Source organism: Rhodococcus sp. JCM 9793, from assembly GCF_055380405.1.
Map to the genome: position 1 here is coordinate 1,660,248 of NZ_AP043721.1, position 16,265 is coordinate 1,676,512.

The following is a 16,265-nucleotide window of genomic DNA, read 5'->3' on the forward strand; positions in this document are numbered from 1 at the left end:
GGACTCTCCCGTGGGCGTCGAGTAGAGAAGCAGTATGGATTCGCACATCACCGATGAGTTCGCCCTGCTGCCGGAGAACGCCGCCGAACTAGGGCTCGACCTGCCCACACTGCCCGGTGTGCAACGTGTGGGCACCGACCACGACGACGGGCACGTCAGCGCGATCAAGTGGGGAGACGAACCACCGCGCGCTGTCTTCCTCCACGGCGGGGCGCAGAACGCGCACACCTGGGATTCGGTGATTCTTGCCCTCGGTGTGCCGGCGCTGGCAGTGGATCTTCCCGGTCATGGTCACTCCTCGTGGCGTGACGACGGTGATTACAGTCCGTGGCCGAACGCCGACGCCGTCGCAGTTGCCGTCCGAGAGTGGGCGCCGGAGGCGGACGTCGTCGTCGGGATGTCGCTCGGTGGATTGACCACGATCCGGCTTGCTTCGGTCGCGCCCGACTTGGTGCGACGTACGGTGCTCGTCGACGTCACCCCGGCATCGACCCAACGTCATCAGGCCATGACTCAGGACCAGCGAGGCACCGTCGCGTTGGCTTCCGGGCCGGCCACATTCGACACGTTCGACGAGATCGTCGCGCTCACTGCGGCGGCTGCACCGCACCGAAGCGCGTCGTCGATCCGCCGCGGCGTCATCCACAACACCCGGCAACGCGGCGACGGTCGCTGGGAGTGGCGTTACGACAGGATGCGTGTGCTTCGCGACTTCGCGCTGTTGTGGGAGGATCTCGCCCGGATCGACGTCCCGGTCACTCTGGTGCGTGGTGGAGCGTCGATGTTCGTTGCGGACGAGGACGTAGAAGAAGCGCGCCGACGTGTTGCGGACCTGGAAGTGCGCGTCGTGCCCGGCTCGGGACATTCGGTGCAAAGCGATGCGCCGCTGGAACTTACCGCGATATTGCGAGCGTCGCTCTGAGCCTGTCCTGAGCGAAAGCGTCGTTCGGTCTCGGGTGTCAGGGCCACGGTTTCAGGGTGGCGTCACTGTTTCTGCGGGTGTCGTCGCCGTTTCCGGGCACGCCGACGTTTCGGTAGTGACCAGTTGTGCCGTGATCGCGACAACATTCGAGGTCGAAGTGGAGAGCGGCCCTACTGCACGTCATAGGCGGAACAGAGAAGTGAAAGGTCCATTCTGCCTGTATGTTTCGGTGAAACTAGGTGTGGCGGCGGGTGACGGGCAATGTCTGGTTGGGGACCAAAGGCCCCGTTCGCTCGGTGACGAAGGAGTGTAAACCGGAGAGATTACCTTCCGTTGGTAACGATATTGGCGTCGTGCGGGATGTGATGGTTGGCAATCCGAAGTGACGGGGAGGCCGAACGACCGTGAGGCCTGGAGATGGCCGCTGCATCGCCGGTGCGCATGTGCGAGGGGCATCTGCGCATCGACTGTTGCCGTCTCCGGGTCTCATGGCGTACGAAAAGGGTTGGAGTTGTCGGCGGAACGGGATTGGTTTAGCTGTAACCCGTTGTTACACTGTAACGTTCGAACGAATGTCGTATATGTACTGGTTGTCGGGATTCGTTCGATGAATTGAGAGAAGTATGAAAACTCGTTTGGTTGCGGCCGGGTTCGCGGCGGCGCTGACATTGATCGTCACCCCCGCGGTCGCGTCGGCCGGTCCGCTGTCGTGGATCGCGTCCGGATCAGGCTCGGGCTCCGCGGGGTCCAGCGGTCCGTCGTACGCGAACTGTACCGAGGCACGTCAGGCCGGTGTGGCGCCGATCTTCCGCGGTGAGCCGGGCTACGCTGCGCACCTCGATCGCGACAACGACGGCGTAGCTTGCGAATAGCCATGTGAACAAGCAGCAACGCACCTCGGTGCGTTGCTGCTTTGCGGCACGTGTCGTCGGGAGGCTGCGAGCACCGCGCTGAGGGGTCTGGGCATTCTGCGTTTCGATTTCCTCACGACCCCGCAGGCATGTCCGGCGAGGTCATGTGCAGCAGTTCGGGTCGAGAACCACGCGCAGTGCGTCGAGGGCGTTGGCGTCGGCCCGGTGGAAGACGTTCATGCCCCGGCGTTCCGAGGTGACCATGCCCGCCTTGCGGAGTTGGGTGAGGTGGTGGCTGACGGTGGATTCGGCCAGATCGACGCCGGTTGCGAGATCGCACGTGCACACGGCGCCGTCGGTGTGGGTGAGCAGGATCGACATCAGTTTGATGCGGACAGGGTCGGCAAGTGCTTTGAGGCGTAGGGCCACTTCGAGGGCTGCGTCATCGGTCATCGGTGCGGCTGAGACGGGGGCGCAGCAGATCGGGGTGGACACGTCGATGACCGGGAGTGCCTTGGGCATGTCGTCGACCCTACCCGGGTATCTTGACGTATGTCGAAAAGGTGGCATTCTGTACGGGTAAGTACTTCGACATATATCGAAAAGGTGGATGGCCATGTCACGCGCACAACTCGCTCTCAACGTCGATGACCTGCAAGAAGCGGTCACGTTCTATTCGAAGCTGTTCGGTACCGAGCCGGCGAAGCTCGAGCCAGGGTACGCGAACTTCGCGATCGCCGAGCCGCCGCTGAAGCTGGTGTTGTTCGAGAACCCCGGCGAAGGTGGCACCATCAATCACCTCGGAGTCGAGGTGGAGTCCTCGGAGAAGGTGCACGCCGAGATCGCCCGGTTGACCGACGAGGGCCTGTTCACCGACGAGGAGATCGGCACCACCTGCTGTTTCGCCACCCAGGACAAAGTGTGGGTGACCGGTCCGGCAGGGGAGAAGTGGGAGGTCTACACCGTCCTCGCTGATTCGGAGACGTTCGGGTCGAGCCCTGAGCACCTCGACGGCCCGCGAAGTACTGAAACCGGAGTGTGCTGCGGCACTTCCGTTCCGGCCGAGGACCCACCGCGTGCAGTGTCGGGCAGGCCGGCGTGAAACCCTGGTCGGGGGTCTGCCTGCCGGTACTCGTCCGGGATCGGGATCACCTCGGTGGGTGCCGAACTGAAGTCGTATGCGAAGACGACCTCGGGATCGCGGGGTGAGGTCCATCGCGCGATCGAGTCCTCGATATGAGCATCGGCGGGGTCGATGACGAGCAGCAGTGCAACGATCGGTACGGCCAACGCGATCATGCCGAGGACGAATGCGGGAAACAGCAGCGCCATGACCGTCATTCCGCTAGGTGCCTGCACGGCGGGATCGACTGTGGCGTGCACGCCGGCCATACCGGTGTAGTGCATGGCGACCACGGCGCTGCCCATGAGGAGGGCTGCGGTGAGCCGCACGCTGATCCGTTCGGTCAGGCCCGCGACCCACAGTGCGGCGGTTGATGCGGCTACGGCAATGATCACGGATGCGACAACGAACTTGCGATCGTAATCGAGGGTGCCCTGGATCCGGATTGCCGCCATACCGCTGTAATGCATCAGGCTCACGGCCAGGCCCATCACCAGCCCTCCGACTGCACATGACGCGACGTGATCGAGACGACGTGTGGAGAGGAGGCGGATCCCGACGACGCTGCAGAGCCCGAACAGCGTTGCCATGACCGCGAGCACCACCGACGCGGTGGTCAGTGCGAGGTCGTAGCGGATCAGTGAGCCGGGAACAGCGAAGCCCACCATTCCGATGAAGTGCATCAGCCAGATCCCGACGCCGCCGATCGACACCGAGGCCATTACGAGCCACAGCGCCCCGGTGAGAATCGAGGTGAATTTCAGGGCGTGCCGGACACACGCCAGGCCTACATATGATCCGGTGACGGCCACCGCGTAGGCCAGAGGTAGGACCCACCACCCCATGGCGAAGTGATGCATTTCGTGCGACATATATCCCCCGACATATGACACGTCCCAAAGGTCCGAATTCGGGTGGGGACGTGCAGCACCGGACCGAAACGGGCTGCAACCCGGGCCCCCGCGCAGCGTCGTCGACTTTAACGCACGAGGGCCGCAGCGCAAGTCGTGGTGACTTCATCGTGAAACCGGGGGAAACGCCGCGCGCCGTCTACCGAAAGTGTTCATCCGGCCTGTAGGGTGAACTCTTCATGCGAATGGAAAGGTGTGTGTCCCTCCGAGGCAAAGACCATCTTGAGTCACGAAACATGTACCGGTGCAAAGGAAATGTCGACACTGGTGTCTTAATTCACTGTACTGCAGACTGTTTCGCGGTCACGTGGTCGTCGCGTTCGAGAACCCGTGAGACGACATATCCGATGAGAATGCCCCAGAATGCGGCATGGATGTCGAGCAGGTCGAGATCGGCGATCGTGACTACGAACGTGACCAGAGAGCCGAGCGTGAAGCTCGTGGCGAACGCCGAGACGAAGGCCTGCTGCAGCGCTTTGAGCATTGCGATCCCGCCGAGTGCCAGGACGAACGCCTCCGGGGTGGCGAGCATGAACCGCACGAGCGTCGGTGCCAGCAACGCACATCCCAGGGAGAGCACCCCGTAGACGAGTGCCGCGGTGTACTGACGGTGCTTCTGTCCCGACGAGGTCAGTAGGGCATTGGTCGGACCGGTCACGGACGCCGACACGGCCCCGAACGCCGCGTTGACCATCGAGAAGAGGCCCGAGGCGACCGCGAACACGTTGACGGGCGGCCGGTGGCCCGCAGCGCGCAGCACTGCGATGCCCTGACCGTTCTGGACGATCAACACGGTGATCGCGAGCGGGACCACCAGTTCGAGCTGTGCGGCCCAGGTGAATTCGGGAGCGGTGAACACCGGTGTGGCGAAGATCGGCCCACCACCGGAATCGAAGGAGAATTGGCCGCTCGCCAGCACCGCGACCACACCGACCACGAGTGCACCCAGCACCGGAGGCACGAACTTTCCCAGCATCGGAACCGCGGCGAGAAGAACGAAGGCGAGCACCATGGGTGCGGCCACGAGGGGATTGTCGCGGGTCGAGGTGACGATGTCGGTGCCGAAACGCAGGAACACCGCGGCGACCATCGCCATCACGATCGGTATGGGAATGGCCGCCATGGCACGACGCACCACACCGCTCATCCCGAGTGCGAGGATCAGGAGCCCGGCAGTGAAGAACGCGCCCACGACCTCCGCGAACGACAAATGCTGCAAGGACGGACCCAGGAGAACTGTTCCGGGAATCGACCAGGCGAAGCCGAGCGGCCGGCGGTACACCAGCGACATCACCAACGTCGCGAGACCGGCCGACAGGAAGATCCCGAAGACCCAGGATGCGAGCTGGGCCTCGGTCAGACCGCCTGCAGCTCCCACCGCCAAAGTCACCGCGATCGGTCCCGACGCGGAGAAAACCAACCCGATCACGCCGTTGGCTGCGTACAGTGCTCCGACATCGCGGATCACGTCCCGCACTCCGGCGGGGCGTACGTCGGGCCGTTCGAGCAGCGGGCTGCGTTCGGGCGTCTTCGAAGGTGTCGGCTGGGTGGTCACAGACATGGGTCGCTCCGCTTCGGTGGATCGGGTCCCATACAGTCCACCAACATTTTCTTCGTGTTCGAGCCGTGGAAGAGGCCCAGCGGATCCTGGGTATGCCATACCCAGGATCGACCGGACACGGTTGAGGCCCTCTTCCTGGCCGGAACGTTGCTGAGATGGGTGTATGACGAGGGGCACCGCACGGCGTGATGGCGATATCGTGCGGTACGCGCATCATGGACGTGTGGTGAACGGAGGGATCACGGCGTTGGCTGCCGGTACCGAGCTCGGGAAGTTTCTCAAGGTCAGACGCGCTCTCGTCGCACCGGTCGAGGGCGGGTCGCGTCGACGAGTCCCCGGATTGCGACGAGAAGAAGTCGCGGCCCTCGCCGGTGTCAGTGCCGACTACTACACGCGCCTCGAGCAAGGGCGCCACAAGCGCCCGTCCGAAGCGGTGCTGCATTCACTTGCGGACGCTCTGCAGCTCGATGAGCTGGCCACCCGACATCTGTTCGATCTCGCTCGCGCTGTCGCAGCACCCCAGCGACGCGTTCCGAAGGCGACGGTGCAGCGCGTGCGACCGTCCCTGCATCGGCTGCTCGATACCTTCACCGAGCATCCGGCGTTCATTCGCGGCCGACGCACCGACGTGCTGGCAATGAACTCCCTGGCTGCGCTCCTGCTCACCGATTTCCCCGCGAAACCTGCGCGTGAACGCAATCTGCTCCGCTGGGCGCTTCTCGACGGGGAGGCCCGGCGACGTTATGTCGACTGGGAGAAAGTCACCTCGTCGATGGTCGGCACGTTGCGCCTCGATGCCGGCCGCCACCCCGACGACCCGCTGCTCGCACAACTCGTCGGTGACCTCTCGGTACACAGCGACGAGTTCCGCACATGGTGGGCCGATCATCGCGTGGTCGAGCGGCGCGACGGAATCAAACGGCTCGACCATCCACTGGTCGGTCGTATCGACGTCTTCTACGAGGCCCTTGACGTGACCGGAGAAGCAGATCAGACCCTGTTCGTCTACAGCACCGATCCCGGGTCGGAATCCGAGGCCAAGTTGCGCATCCTTGCCGACCGGTCCCGCCCTGCACACACTCGGATTCGACAATGAAATCGTGCTCTGCGCGAAGGTTGCTTCGCACGAACACCACGTGCAGCGTCGAAATTCGCTGGTGATCGAATCGGAAACACGCGAGTCGGACCGCCGCGGGGTAGTCGTGGGTTTCACTGGACCCACACGCGGATCTCGCCGGGTGACGATCGCCGGAGGTTGGGCATGGATTCTTACGACGTCGTCATTGTGGGTGGCGGTGCCGGTGCGAAGCTGATCTGGGGATCGGTCCCCGGTCGTTCTGTCGCGGTGGTCGAACAGTCCCGCGTGGGCGGTGACTGCCCGTTCGTCGCGTGTGTGCCGAGCAAAGCGATGCTGCGGACCGCGCAGGTGTGGCACACGGTCGGGACGGACCAGTGGTCGGGTTTGTTCTCCGGACGGGTCGACAGTGAGCGCGCCTACGAGGAGGCCGTCCGGCGACGCGATCGCATCGTCCACGGACGCGACGACTCGCTCAACGCCGAAGGCCTGGAATCGACGGGGGCCACCCTACTTCGAGGTGAGGGAACCATCGTCGAGCCGGGCGTGGTCGACGTTTCCGGGACCGAGATCGGTTACGGCGAGATCGTCCTCAACACCGGCTCCGTCCCATCTCGTCCCGACATTCCCGGACTCGAATCGGTTCCGGTGTGGACGAGCGACGAGGCGCTCAGCACCTCGACGTACCCGAGTTCGGCGGTGATCATCGGCGGTGGACCGGTGGGATGCGAATTGGCTTTCCTCTTCGCCACGTTCGGGACTGCGGTGACTCTCGTCCAGCGGGGTGCGCGACTGGTACCGAAGGAAGAGCCCGAGACATCCTCGGCGTTGCAGAATCTGCTCCTCACACGCGGAGTCGACGTTCGCGTGAACGCACGGGTCGTGGAAATGGAGAGCGTCGGGGCAGGAGCACATGCGACGCTGGGAGACGCGAGTGCAGTCGACGCCGATGTGGTGATACTTGCGGCCGGACGCCACCCTCGTTCGCAGGGCCTCGGCCTCGACCGGTTGGGTGTCGCGCTCACCGCAAAGGGGGCCGTGCCCATCGATGAGCGTTGCCGGGTGCGCGGGGCCGACCATGTATGGGCGGTCGGTGACGTCACGGGGACAGCGCCGTTCACCCACACCGCGCACTATCAGGGGCGGGTGGTCGCCGCTAATCTCTCCGGCCGTGACGTGCTCACCGACTACCGTGCAGTTCCCCGAGCGGTATACACCGACCCGGTATTCGTCTCGGTGGGGCACACCGTCGCGTCGGCCCGGGCCGTCGACATCGATCCGATGGTTGCGCGGGCGTCGATGTCGCAGGTGGTCCGGTCGAGCACCGAAGGGGAGTCGGACGGGTGGTTGACGCTGCTCGCCGACCCTTCCACGGGCACGGTGATCGGTGCGAGTGCCTCGGGTGGGCATGCCGAGGAGTGGATTTCCGAGGTCTCTCTTCTGATCCGAGCGCGCATCCCTGTTCAGGTTGCGATCGACGTCGTGCACCCGTTCCCGACGTTCGGTGAAATCCTCGAGGGCCCGCTCTGGGAGCTCGCTGCACGTCTCGACAATCAGGTCTGACGGTCTCATTCGGTCCGTCCGGTCTCAGGTCGCGAATCGGGCCTGGGCTGCTTCGCTGATCGGTGTGAAGAAGTTGATCAGGTTGCCATCCGGATCCCTGACGAGGAGCGAACGGTTGCCCCAGGGCATGTCCGTCGGCTCGTTGACGAACACTTCGACGACATCCTGCAGCGCCTGGTAGGTCGCGTCGACGTCGTCGACGAGGAAGTCGAAGGTGACGCTGCGATTCGCGCGAGCCTCGGCGGCATCGTCTCCGAGCAACGGCACCGTGGCAGTGCTGGCGATGGCCAGCGTGCCGGATGGTGTGCGAAGCTCCGCGAACATCGGGTGAAGCTGTTCGACGGTGATTCCGGTGGCTGTTTCGTAGAACGTGACGAGCGCGTCGACGTTGTCGGTGATGATGCGGGTGGCCGCCAACTGCATTGCTGTCTCCTCTTGTTGTGAACGTGAATGTGGCCCACGAACTTGGCCACGGACATGACGGTACGGGCTATACCGGGCGAAAACCGCCCGGTATATGAGCGATGATGGGCGTCATGGCCGACACAACCGCGCGAGCGTTGCAGTTGCTCGAGCTGCTGCAGTCCGCGCAGCTGCGCACCGTTGGCGAGCTGGCAGACCGCCTCGGCGTCGATGAGCGGACGGTTCGCAGAGATGTGGCGCGACTGTTCGATCTGGGAGTGCCCGTCGAGACGCTGCGAGGGCGCTACGGCGGTTATCGGCTGGCACCCGGCCGGCGTGTCCTCCCGCTCATGTTCAGCAATGAGGAAGTGGTGGCGGTCTTTCTTGGGCTCGCCCGTGCGCAGGCGGCATCACGCGAACCGGGGATTGCCGCGCAGACCGCCCTGTCCAAGATCAAACGAGCATTGCCGACCGCTGATGCGAAGCGGATCGACACCCTGCTCGGGGTGATGACGCGTACGTCCCAGCACGGGGAGGTCGCTCCCGACCCTGCCGTGATGCTGACCTTGGCGGAGGCTGTGAACCTTCGACACGTCCTCGACCTGCGCTACCTCAGCGGTGAAGGTGTCGCGTCGCGCCGCACGATCCACCCCTATGCCCTGGTCGCGCACTCGGACCGGTGGTATCTCGTCGCTTTCGATACGGACAAGCAGGAGGAACGTACCTTCCGGGTAGACCGGATCCGAACGGCTCGATCGATACGTGGAACCTTTGCGCCGCCGCTGCAATCCGATGTGGAAGGTCACCTCCTCGGCCTCTTCGCCGATGCGGATTATCGGTGGCAGGTCGTGCTGCGCATTCAAGAGACCGAGGATCACATCCGTGCACATCTACCGCTCAGTGTGGCTCGACTCGAAAGGCTGGACCCTGCGGCGAACCGGGGGCCCGAAGACGTCGCGCCCTGGTATCGAGCCGAGATCCATGCCGAGAACCTCGATTGGCTACCGTCCGTCATCGCGGCCCTCGACTGCGAGGTGGTGATCGATCGTCCCGGCGAACTCCGAAACCGGGTGAGGGCTGCAGCGACGAGGATGCTTCACGCGGCCGGCGAGTCCTCATGACCTGGGTCCCGATCACTGCGGAGTAGTCGGTGGAGTAATCCATGACGGCGACGCCGCCCCGGGTCTGCGCCTCGCTGGTCACAACCTCCTGGGCGTTGCCGCCGGGTTACCCGTCCTCGACTTGTGGAAGCGGGTGCAGAGGCGACAGTCGCGCTGGAATCGTCGGCTCGACCGGTTCGTACGCCGGCGCATTCTTTGTCATTTCTTTGAATGAATCTGCAAGTAACGGATTCTGTCCGCGACCCGCCATTTCGCGCTCGCTCATATTGCCGGACCAGCGTGAGCAGTGCTCGAATCGTACATTCTGCCTGTATGTTTCGATCGAGTAGATGTTCTTTCAGTGCTCCGTATCGTTACCTTTCCATTGGTAACGATATGCGTCTCCTCGGAGATGTGTTGGGTGTCCGTACCCGAGCGACGGGAATCGCGGCAGAGCGACCCTGACTTTCGGCAGAAAAACACTGCGTTACCGATACGCGCACCTGCGAGGTGTGCGCGAATGGGCTGATGTAGGCGCCGGGGCTCATGGCATGCCGGGAAGGCGAGACCTGTCTCGGAGGAAACATTTACGAGAGATGGTTACAGGGTGGTCGTGATCGATGAAGAGCACGGCCCCGACGGGCACTGCGCGCCGGGGATGTCGACGTTGCCGGTGCGTAGGCGTGCTGCGGCGAACCGGTGGCAATGGCAGTCGGTGTATGTGCGGCGCCTGTTCTGGACCGACAGCATCGTTGTCGTGCTGGCGGTGCTGTCGGCGCAGGTGGTGCGATTCGGCCACGAGAACATGCTGACGATGGGTCCGATCAGCACACTGAGCTACTCGATGTTGTCGGTGGGACTCGCCGTCGCGTGGCTGGCAGCTCTGCGGGTATTCCGCACGCGCTCGCGCCGGGTGATCGGTGCGGGTTACGACGAGTATCAGCGTGTGGTGTCGGCGGCGCTGTGGCTGTTCGGGTTCGTCGCGATCGTTGCGTTGGTGTTTCGTCTGGAGTTGGCGCGAGGATATCTGGCGATCGCCCTGCCCACGGGTCTTGCAGGCCTGCTCATCAGCCGCTTGATGTGGCGAAAGGTAGTGGCGCGCAAGCGTAGCCGCGGAGAGTACGCCACCTCTGTCCTGGTGGTGGGTGGTGTACGGGCAGTACGGCATTTGGGCCGCACCTTCGAGCGCAAGTTCACCGATGGCTACCGGGTGGTCGGTGTGTGCGTGCCTGCGTATTCGGGATCGGTCGGAGAGACGATCGATGTCGATGGTCGGCAGGTACCGATCTTCGGTGACGAGCACTCGGTGGTCGAAGCACTGGAGCTCTCGGGTGCCGACACGGTGGCGGTGACAGCCACGGAGACGCTCGGGCCCGAAGGTATCAAGGATCTGGTGTGGCAGCTCGAGCCGCTCGACGCTGATCTCGTCGTGGCGACGGGCGTGGTCGATGTTGCGGGTCCGCGGTTGGAGATGCGACCGGTTGCGGGCCTGCCGTTGATTCACGTGGAGAAGCCGAGCTATCACGGTGCGAAGCGCTCGGGGAAGCGCCTGTTCGACTTGGCGTTCTCATCCGCGGCAATGCTGATGTTGATGCCGGTGTTCGCGGTGGTCGCGCTGCTGATCAAGTTGGGCAGTAGGGGGCCGGTGTTCTATCGGGCCGAGCGGATCGGTTTGGACGGCGAGCCGTTCGGGATGATCAAGTTCCGCTCGATGGTCACCGATGCGGACAGGATGGTCGACGCGTTGCTGGTACAGAACGAGGGCGCAGGACCGTTGTTCAAGATGCGCGAAGACCCGAGGGTCACGCGGGTCGGGCGGGTCCTTCGGCGTTTCAGCATCGACGAGCTACCGCAGTTCATCAACGTGCTGCGCGGTGAAATGAGTGTGGTGGGGCCGCGTCCGCCGTTGCGGCGCGAGGTGGAGAACTACGACGGGCGGGTCAAGCGTCGTCTGCTGGTGCGTCCCGGTGTGACGGGGTTGTGGCAGGTGTCGGGTCGTTCGGACTTGTCGTGGGACGAGTCGGTGCGGCTGGATCTGTCGTATGTGGAGAACTGGTCGATGGTGTCCGATGTGTTGATCATCGGGAAGACCGTGAAGGCCGTGGTCGCGAGCGAGGGCGCGTACTGACCGAGACGACGCACTGATCCGTAAGTGCCCGATATGACGGTTGGGGTATCGATATTTCGGTACACCAACCGTCATTTCGTGCACCTAAGACCCCGACTACGGACCCCGGGCTGCTTCCAGTCTCCGGATCAAGGTCGCCGCATCGAACGGGCCGTTGTGCAGTGTGAGATCCGAGCCGGTGGCACCGAGGTAGAACGTCGGCGTCCCGTGCACATCGCTGGATGCGGCGTCGAGATCGTCGTCCTCCACCCGATGGCGGTAACGGCCCAGCCGCATGTCCTCGGCGAACCGGTCGATGTCGAGCCCCACCTGCGCGGCGTGTTCGTAGATGTCGTCTTCGGTCAGGGCGTCGTTGTTGACGAAGAGATGGTCGTGCATGTCCCAGAAGCGGCCTTGTGCGGCCGCTGCCTCGGCGGCCTCGGCTGCGAAACGTGCGTGAGGATGCGAATCGTCGAGCGGCAGGTGCCGGAAGACATAGCGGAGTTCATCACCGAAATGCCTGTGCACATCCCGGATACTTCCGGTGGCTCTGCTGCAGAACGGGCATTCGAAGTCGCCGTACTCGACAAGGGTGAGCGGGGCATCCACCGGTCCGCGCAGGTGATCTCGGTCCGGATCCACCGGCCTCAACAACACGAGTCCGGTGGCAGCCTCGGGCGGGTGGCGGCGATCCGACAGCCTGAACAACACCCAGCCCAGCCCGGTCGCGAGGACGGCTGCGACGAGTACGCCGATGCGGGCATCGTTGGCGGCGTCGGGAGAGTCGAGGGCAAGGTCCACGATGAACAGAGAGATCGTGAACCCGATCCCGGCGAGCGCGCCGCCCCCGCTGATCTGCGACAAGGGGAGGCCCGGCGGGAGACTGCCCGGGCGAAGTCGCGAGAACGCGGCGGTGGCGGCGGTGATGCCGACGAGTTTTCCCACCACCAGGCCGAGGACGACGCCCCACGCGATCGGCGACCGGATCGCGTCGCTCACAGTCTGCCCGGTCACCACGATGCCGGCGTTGGCGAGCGCGAAGATCGGTACGACGAGAAACGCGGTGTACGGCTGATAGAACCGCAGCAGCCGCTCGTTGACGGACACCGCCCGCAGCACACCGAGTTGCGCGGCGCGCGCATAGTCGGAGTTGGGGGATTGACGGAAAGCTCGGGTGAGCTCGCCCGCACGTTCCACTTCGCTTCGCCTCGGCGGGTAGACGGGAAGGATCAGCGCGATCAGCACCCCGGCGAGGGTGGGATGCACACCCGACTCGTAGAACGCCACCCACGTTCCTGCCGCAACGATGAAGTAGGCGATGCCACGCCAGACCTCGAGTCGACGGAACTGCAGGATGAGAAGCAGTCCCACCCCACCCAGCAGTAGATAGCCCAGCCGCAGCTCGTCGGTGTAGAAGAAGGCGATGATCGCGAGGGCGCCGATGTCGTCGGCCACTGCGAGGGTCAGGATGAACACGCGAAGTCGGGCGGAGCACCGAGGTCCGACCAGTGCAAGCGCGCCCAGCACGAACGCCGTATCGGTGGAGACCACCACCCCCCACGCGCCGGCGGCCTCACCGCTGGGGTTGAGCAGGAGGAAGAGCGCAGCGGGCAATGCCAGACCGGCGATCGCGGCGACCAGAGGGACCGCGGCCCGCGTGCGGTCGGTGAGCTCACCGATGGTGAGTTCGCGTTTCACTTCGAGACCGACGACGAAGAAGAACAGGGTCATCAGTGCGTCGTTGACCCAATGCTTCAAATCGAGACTGATGCCGTAGTCGCCGATCTGGATGGTCAGCGGAGTGTGCCAGAACGCCTCGTACGAGGTACCCACGTTCGCCCAGATCAATGCCACCACGGTTGCCGCGAGGAGAAATCCGGCCGAGAGCGCGTCGTCATCGGTGCCGTCACGAATCCCGGCGAGAAGCCGTGACATACGGCGCAGGGCCCTGGGATTCTCGTCGACCGCCATGTGTCTCCGCTCCGAAGTCCGCTCTCAGCGGTGTCAGCGTATCGCCGTGTCGGCCGTGTCGCCGTCCGAGAGTTTCCTCCAGTTCCTCGTGTTGCCGCACGTTCAGAACCAACGGAAACCCTGGGTGTCGGGGGAAGCATTCAGCGATGGACTATCGGGCTGGTTGTGGGGGTGTCACTCGAGCCGACGCGGGCATGACGTCGTGAACATCGACCTGCGGGGATCGTTACGGTAGCGGCGTAGCAGTAGATCCGATCCGGGCCCGGGTGCGTTGTGGACGCTGTAGAGGCCGAGGTCGGATCCGGCGCGGATGACGTCATCGTGGGCTTCGGTGAGGATGACGCGCGTCCGGTGGTCGTTGTTGAGCGCGGTGGGGTCTTCGAAGGCATAGACATTCCAGATCGAGCCGACAGTGAATCGGGGGAGGGATTCGGCAGCGACGATGTCGGCGATCATCGTTTCTGTGGGGGTGCCGTCGACGTCGACTGTCACGGTGATGAGTTCGTAGGGTTCGAGATCGCTGTCAGAGTCCGGATCGGTGTGGAAGGGTTCACGTCCGGTGACGGTCGCTCTCCGCGGTGTCCGGTCGAGGGCGGGGAGCGTTCTGCGGAATGCCATGTCCATGACCACCACTATCGCGAAACAGAACGCGAGCACTCCGACGATCAACCGCTCCTGCCACGATGACACAGGTTCGCGGAAGAATCCGATGGCCAGCCAGGCCAGCAACACGAACGAGATGGCCGACGCGCTGCGGTTCAGTGCTCGGTCGGCGGCGCGTCGGCGTTCGGCGTTGGGAAGCTCCGATGAGTTCACTGCGATCCGTTCTCTCCGCGGGTTCTTCGACTCGTGTGATTATGTGCCGTACTCGTGCCTGGTTGTGGGAAGGGAACCGAGAGTCAGCGCCGCCGAGCGTCCTGTTCGACGCGGAACACCCCGAGTTGTTCGTCGCCCACCGCACCGGCGTGCAATCCATGGCGGGCGAGTTCGGTGTCGAGTGTGTCGGCGTCGAGGACATTCCACCGGTACTCGACCTCGGTAGCGCCGATCTCGTGGCCGTCTTCGCTCGTTCGGTAGGTCATGTGCCAGATCATGGTGCGCTCGTCCACGCGCTCCGCCGACGCGGTGCCGTGGTACTCGCGATTGCCGACGCGTTCACGTGCCATCTCGAATTCCGGAACGGCCGAAGACGTGGTGGGCGCCTGAAGATTGATCACGGCGTGTCCTCCCGGCAGGAGTCCGGTAGCGACCACCCTCCACAATTCTGATCGCTCGTCGGGGTCGAGGTGACCCAGTGAATTGATCATGACGAGGGCATCGAACTTCTCGGGCAGACGGGACGAGGGGAACGGCCGGTTCTCGACGGTCACTCGGGAGCGTAGGTCGTTGTCGGACGCGACTCGATGCAGCAATACCGCGCGCAGATGACCGGACGGCTCGACCGCCACGATCTGCGCGTTCGGCGCTGCGTGAGCGATGACGCCGGTTCCGAGTCCGGTGCCGGATCCGAGCTCGACGATGGTGGCCTCGGTTTCGCCGATGCCGGCCAACGCAGCACTGACGGTGGGTGCCATGTGCTGCCACGGCCCCGCGCTGAGGAGGTCGAGGTGATCCGCGGATCGGGTGTATGGGTCGAGGTACACGGGCACGTGTGTCCTTTCGGTCATGCGATCCGAATCCAACGGTCGGCTACTATTTGCAACGACAATCACTTTCAATAATAGCGGGCCGCTGTACCCGCCGATCGGAGTCACCTCATGTACGACGTCGTTATCGTGGGCGCAGGTGCCGCCGGCCTCAGTGCCGCACTGGTACTCGGACGCCAGAAAAGATCAGTCCTCGTGGTCGACGGTGGACAGCCTCGCAACGCACCCGCGGCCGAAATGCACATGTACCTCGGCCGCGACGGTGGTGCACCCGCGCATCTACTCGCCGACGGACGCGCCGAAATCGAGGCATATCCCACGGTCGAGCGGATCTCCGGTCAGGTCGGTGCGGTCGGTGGAGCCGACGGTGCATTCGAGGTGACGATCGACGACGGGATGCCTGTACAGGCTCGTAAGCTGTTCTTCGCCGTGGGCGTCACCGACGTCCCCTGGGAGATCCCGGGCCTGGCGGAACGCTGGGGCTCAGGAGTCTTCCACTGCCCGTTCTGCCACGGATTCGAGACCGACGGACTGACGCTCGCCGTCCTGGCCAACGGCCCGGACGCCGGGCTCGGAGCCTACGTCGCCGACCGCTATTCCGACGATGTGGTGGTCTGCACCAACGGTCCGTCGACCATTCCGGATCCGTTGAGAGCCATGCTGGACAAGACAGGCGCACGGGTGGTGGAGACGCCGGTCGAGCACATCGAGGGCGAACCCGGTTCGCTGACGGTGCATTTCGCCGACGGCTCCGTTCTCGAACGTCAAGCTCTCTACCACCGCGCGCCCACGACCCCGAACACGATGCTCACTCGGGCGCTCGGCTGTGAGCATTTCGACGACGGATGCGTCCGCGTCGACGAGTTCGGAAAGACAACCGTTCCCGGGGTGTCCGCCGGCGGCGACGCGGCGCATCTGGCCGCCGTCCCCGAGCCGGTGACGCTGGTGGCTCCCGCTGCCGCGGACGGCGTCCGTGCCGCAGTGTGGTTGGAGCAGGACTTGTTCGCCGACGCATTCGTCGATTAGCAGTCTC

General features: G+C 64.2%; 14 protein-coding genes and 1 pseudogene. 8 read left to right on the forward strand and 7 right to left on the reverse strand.

Going from position 1 to position 16,265, the window contains the following annotated elements:
- Window positions 1-34: 34 nt before the first annotated feature.
- Together ACZ46K_RS10040 and ACZ46K_RS10045 are read left to right on the forward strand one after the other, a co-directional pair.
- Window positions 35-922 carry an alpha/beta fold hydrolase gene (locus ACZ46K_RS10040; protein ID WP_054804906.1) on the forward strand — a complete coding sequence of 296 codons (888 nt, stop codon included), beginning with the start codon at window positions 35-37 and terminating at the stop codon, window positions 920-922.
- A gap of 623 nt (window positions 923-1,545) precedes the next feature.
- Window positions 1,546-1,794, forward strand: coding sequence for an excalibur calcium-binding domain-containing protein (locus ACZ46K_RS10045; RefSeq protein ID WP_464747984.1), 249 nt, complete (start codon window positions 1,546-1,548; stop codon window positions 1,792-1,794).
- A 141-nt stretch (window positions 1,795-1,935) separates the two neighbouring features.
- Here ACZ46K_RS10045 and ACZ46K_RS10050 read toward each other — a convergent pair whose 3' ends face one another.
- A complete protein-coding gene (locus ACZ46K_RS10050; protein ID WP_054804905.1) occupies window positions 1,936-2,295 on the reverse strand; it encodes an Rv2640c family ArsR-like transcriptional regulator in 360 nt (119 codons plus the stop codon).
- A gap of 94 nt (window positions 2,296-2,389) precedes the next feature.
- On the opposite strand from ACZ46K_RS10050, the gene ACZ46K_RS10055 reads away from it, so the two are divergent.
- Window positions 2,390-2,875 carry an ArsI/CadI family heavy metal resistance metalloenzyme gene (locus ACZ46K_RS10055; RefSeq protein WP_054809728.1) on the forward strand — a complete coding sequence of 162 codons (486 nt, stop codon included), beginning with the start codon at window positions 2,390-2,392 and terminating at the stop codon, window positions 2,873-2,875.
- A 362-nt stretch (window positions 2,876-3,237) separates the two neighbouring features.
- Here ACZ46K_RS10055 and ACZ46K_RS10060 read toward each other — a convergent pair.
- Together ACZ46K_RS10060 and ACZ46K_RS10065 are read right to left on the reverse strand one after the other, a co-directional pair.
- Window positions 3,238-3,768: pseudogene (locus tag ACZ46K_RS10060) on the reverse strand (MHYT domain-containing protein); the annotation flags it as partial.
- 316 nt (window positions 3,769-4,084) lie between these two features.
- Window positions 4,085-5,368, reverse strand: a complete 1,284-nt coding sequence (locus ACZ46K_RS10065; protein ID WP_464747987.1) for a benzoate/H(+) symporter BenE family transporter — start codon at window positions 5,366-5,368, stop codon at window positions 4,085-4,087.
- Between the two features lie 223 nt (window positions 5,369-5,591).
- Between ACZ46K_RS10065 and ACZ46K_RS10070 the strand changes: the two genes are divergently transcribed.
- The gene (locus ACZ46K_RS10070) at window positions 5,592-6,464 is read left to right on the forward strand and encodes a helix-turn-helix transcriptional regulator (RefSeq protein ID WP_464747989.1); all 873 of its coding nucleotides are present in this window, start codon (window positions 5,592-5,594) and stop codon (window positions 6,462-6,464) included.
- A 165-nt stretch (window positions 6,465-6,629) separates the two neighbouring features.
- On the forward strand, window positions 6,630-8,006 hold the full coding sequence (locus ACZ46K_RS10075; protein WP_464747991.1) for a dihydrolipoyl dehydrogenase family protein: 1,377 nt from the start codon (window positions 6,630-6,632) through the stop codon (window positions 8,004-8,006).
- A 24-nt stretch (window positions 8,007-8,030) separates the two neighbouring features.
- On the opposite strand, the gene ACZ46K_RS10080 is transcribed toward ACZ46K_RS10075, so the two are convergent.
- Window positions 8,031-8,429: a VOC family protein gene (locus ACZ46K_RS10080; RefSeq protein WP_464747993.1), complete on the reverse strand. Its 399-nt coding sequence runs from the start codon at window positions 8,427-8,429 to the stop codon at window positions 8,031-8,033.
- A 113-nt stretch (window positions 8,430-8,542) separates the two neighbouring features.
- On the opposite strand from ACZ46K_RS10080, the gene ACZ46K_RS10085 reads away from it, so the two are divergent.
- Both ACZ46K_RS10085 and ACZ46K_RS10090 read left to right on the forward strand, forming a co-directional pair.
- Window positions 8,543-9,529 carry a helix-turn-helix transcriptional regulator gene (locus ACZ46K_RS10085; RefSeq protein ID WP_464747995.1) on the forward strand — a complete coding sequence of 329 codons (987 nt, stop codon included), beginning with the start codon at window positions 8,543-8,545 and terminating at the stop codon, window positions 9,527-9,529.
- 637 nt (window positions 9,530-10,166) lie between these two features.
- A complete protein-coding gene (locus ACZ46K_RS10090) occupies window positions 10,167-11,636 on the forward strand; it encodes an exopolysaccharide biosynthesis polyprenyl glycosylphosphotransferase (RefSeq protein ID WP_054804925.1) in 1,470 nt (489 codons plus the stop codon).
- 96 nt (window positions 11,637-11,732) lie between these two features.
- Here ACZ46K_RS10090 and nhaA read toward each other — a convergent pair whose 3' ends face one another.
- The 3 genes from nhaA to ACZ46K_RS10105 all read right to left on the reverse strand — a co-directional run bounded on the left by nhaA (window position 11,733) and on the right by ACZ46K_RS10105 (window position 15,253).
- Window positions 11,733-13,586, reverse strand: coding sequence for a Na+/H+ antiporter NhaA (gene nhaA, locus ACZ46K_RS10095; protein ID WP_464747997.1), 1,854 nt, complete (start codon window positions 13,584-13,586; stop codon window positions 11,733-11,735).
- A 174-nt stretch (window positions 13,587-13,760) separates the two neighbouring features.
- Window positions 13,761-14,402, reverse strand: coding sequence for a hypothetical protein (locus ACZ46K_RS10100; protein WP_464747999.1), 642 nt, complete (start codon window positions 14,400-14,402; stop codon window positions 13,761-13,763).
- 83 nt (window positions 14,403-14,485) lie between these two features.
- The gene (locus ACZ46K_RS10105) at window positions 14,486-15,253 is read right to left on the reverse strand and encodes a class I SAM-dependent methyltransferase (protein WP_464748001.1); all 768 of its coding nucleotides are present in this window, start codon (window positions 15,251-15,253) and stop codon (window positions 14,486-14,488) included.
- A 90-nt stretch (window positions 15,254-15,343) separates the two neighbouring features.
- Between ACZ46K_RS10105 and ACZ46K_RS10110 the strand changes: the two genes are divergently transcribed.
- Complete coding sequence (locus tag ACZ46K_RS10110; protein WP_464748003.1) at window positions 15,344-16,258, forward strand: NAD(P)/FAD-dependent oxidoreductase; 915 nt, start codon at window positions 15,344-15,346, stop codon at window positions 16,256-16,258.
- Window positions 16,259-16,265 lie beyond the last annotated feature (7 nt).